A 2,328-nucleotide genomic window follows, 5' to 3' on the forward strand; every position below is an offset into this window, starting at 1 on the left:
TCCCTGATCCCATGGTCAGTTCGCTCGCGCAGGACCCCCTGACGTCGCACCCGGACATCCGGGACGAGGACCGCGCCTGGCTGCAGCGGCTCGTGGGGGACTGGCAGCTGGTGGCAGACCTGGCGCTCGCGGACCTCGTGCTCTGGTGCCCCGTGCCCCGCCGCGACGAGGCCGGAGGGTTCGTCGCCCTCGCCCAGGTCCGGCCCTTCACCGCTCCCACCCTCTTCCACCGCGACATCGTGGGCTCGCGCGCCCGCGCGGACCTGCGGGCCGTCGTCGGGCAGACGTGGCACGGCGGGGAGCGGGCCGAGGGGGCCGGCCCCGTCGAGGCCCCGGGAGGCACGCTGCAGGTGCGTCTGTGGCCGGTGGTCCGGGCCGGGAGGGTCATCGCGGTCGTCTCCGCGCACGCGGACCCGAACGGCCGGCCGGCGCGCTCGGTGATCGAGGAGAACTACAGCCGGACGGCCAGCACCCTGCTGGACATGATGCAGCACGGCCGCTGGCCGGCGCCCGAGGAGCCTCCCGGCCTCTGGGCAGGCGGCACGCCGCGGGTGGGGGACGGCCTCGTCGTGCTCGGGCCGGACTCGGTCGCCGAGTTCACCAGTCCCAACGCGGTCTCCGCCCTGCGCCGGCTGGGCATCGCCTCGACCCTCGAGGGGCACCGGCTCACCGACGTGCTGGCCAGCACCGAGGCCGCCCGTGTGCCCACCGACGAGGGGACGTGGGCCGTGCTCACCGGGCTGCGTGCCGGACGTCGGGAGGTGCAGTCCGGCGGGGCGTCGCTGACGGTGCGCTCCGTCCCCCTCCTCGGTCCGGACGGCTGGCAGGGGGCGCTGCTGCTGCTGCGCGACGTGACCGAGCTGCGCCGCCAGGAGCAGCGTCTGCTCACCAAGGACGCGACCATCCGCGAGATCCACCACCGCGTCAAGAACAACCTGCAGACCGTGGGATCGCTGCTGCGCATGCAGGCGCGGCGCACGTCCTCGCCCGAGGCGGAGCGTGCGCTGCGTCAGGCGATGCAGCGGGTGGACACGATCGCCCTCGTCCACCAGACGCTGAGCGAGGAGATCGAGGACCAGGTCCCCGTGGACGGTCTGCTGCAGCGGCAGTTCCGCCTGGCCGTCGAGGTGTCCGGGGACGGGAGGCCGCTGCAGGTCGCGGTCACGGGTGAGTTCGGTGAACTGCCCTCCCACGTGACCACGCCGCTGGCGCTGGTGCTCAATGAGCTGGCGGCCAACGCCGTCGAGCACGGCACGGCGCCGGGCGGTGGCTGCGTGGGCCTGCACGCCGACCGCGAGTCGACCCCCGCAGGAACGGTGCTGGTCGTGTCCGTGACGGACAGCGGCCCCGCCGCCCCCGACGGATGGGTGCCGGGGGAGTCCCCCCGCGCGGGCGAGGGATCGGGGCTCGGTCTGCGCATCGTGCACTCGCTCGTGGAGGGGGACCTGCGCGGCACCCTGCGCTGGGAGCGGTCCGACGACGGCGGCACGCGCGTCGTGCTGCGACTGCCCCTGACGTGAACCCGGCCGGGCTTGAGGACGGCCCCGTCGACGTCGTCGACGGGGCCGGTGGTCCGGGTGGGTCAGGAGGCGCGGCGGGCACGCGCGGCGCGGCGCTTCATGGCGCGCCGCTCGTCCTCGCTCATGCCGCCCCAGACGCCCGAGTCCTGGCCGGACTCCATGGCCCACTTCAGGCACGTGTCCACGACCTCACACGAGCGGCACACCGCCTTCGCCTCCTCGATCTGCAGGAGGGCGGGGCCGGTGTTGCCCACCGGGAAGAACAGCTCCGGGTCCTTGTCCAGGCACGCTGCTTTACTGCGCCAATCCATCGGTCCGCTCACTTTCTGTCGGAAGAGCCGGAGCCCGCGGGCGCCGGTGGTCACGGCCTCCGCCGGCGGCGGGCGCGGGGGCCTGCGCGGACGACGCGCGGCACGACCGATACGGAGGGCGACCCTGGTCATTGCAACGGGGACCGCCTTCGTACGAACGCGGCCCCCGGAAATCTTTCGCGTGCCATCCTCGCACGGCCCTCACGAGTGAACAAGAGGTGAATGAGGTGCATCACCTCGCTGCACTGCGAGTCCTTCGTCACACCCATGCCCGGGACGGCGCGTCGCCGCGAACCTGGCCCGCGCACCGCCCGGCGTACCGTGGGGGACACGTCCGTCCCCGCAGCCGTCCCGCAGGAGAGGCCCCATGACACAGTCCCGCCGCCCCGCCCCCCTCGCCCCCTCCGCGTCGTCGGGCGCGGCCGCCAGTGCCGTCCGCCCCCCCCCCGGCCTGGGCCTGCTCGTCGCCGCCCGCGCGGCCGCAGCCGCGCCCGTGG

At 74.7% G+C, this 2,328-nt stretch carries 2 protein-coding genes; one reads left to right on the top strand and one right to left on the bottom strand.

Annotation, left to right across the window (positions count from 1 at the left end):
• Nucleotides 1-1,520 (top strand): sensor histidine kinase (locus D8M29_RS11020; RefSeq protein WP_370450169.1); only part of this gene is annotated, 1,520 nt, incomplete at its 5' end.
• A 62-nt stretch (nucleotides 1,521-1,582) separates the two neighbouring features.
• On the opposite strand, the gene D8M29_RS11025 is transcribed toward D8M29_RS11020, so the two are convergent.
• Complete coding sequence (locus tag D8M29_RS11025) at nucleotides 1,583-1,831, bottom strand: WhiB family transcriptional regulator (protein WP_002854852.1); 249 nt, start codon at nucleotides 1,829-1,831, stop codon at nucleotides 1,583-1,585.
• Nucleotides 1,832-2,328 lie beyond the last annotated feature (497 nt).

It is taken from the genome of Micrococcus sp. HSID17227 (assembly GCF_003989405.1).
GTDB classification, from domain to species: Bacteria; Actinomycetota; Actinomycetes; order Actinomycetales; family Micrococcaceae; genus Micrococcus; species Micrococcus luteus.

What these genes read in the sequence shown, in the direction of transcription:
- D8M29_RS11025 (WP_002854852.1), bottom strand. Translation starts at nt 1,831, where the DNA reads ATGGATTGGCGCAGTAAAGCAGCGTGCCTGGACAAGGACCCGGAGCTG.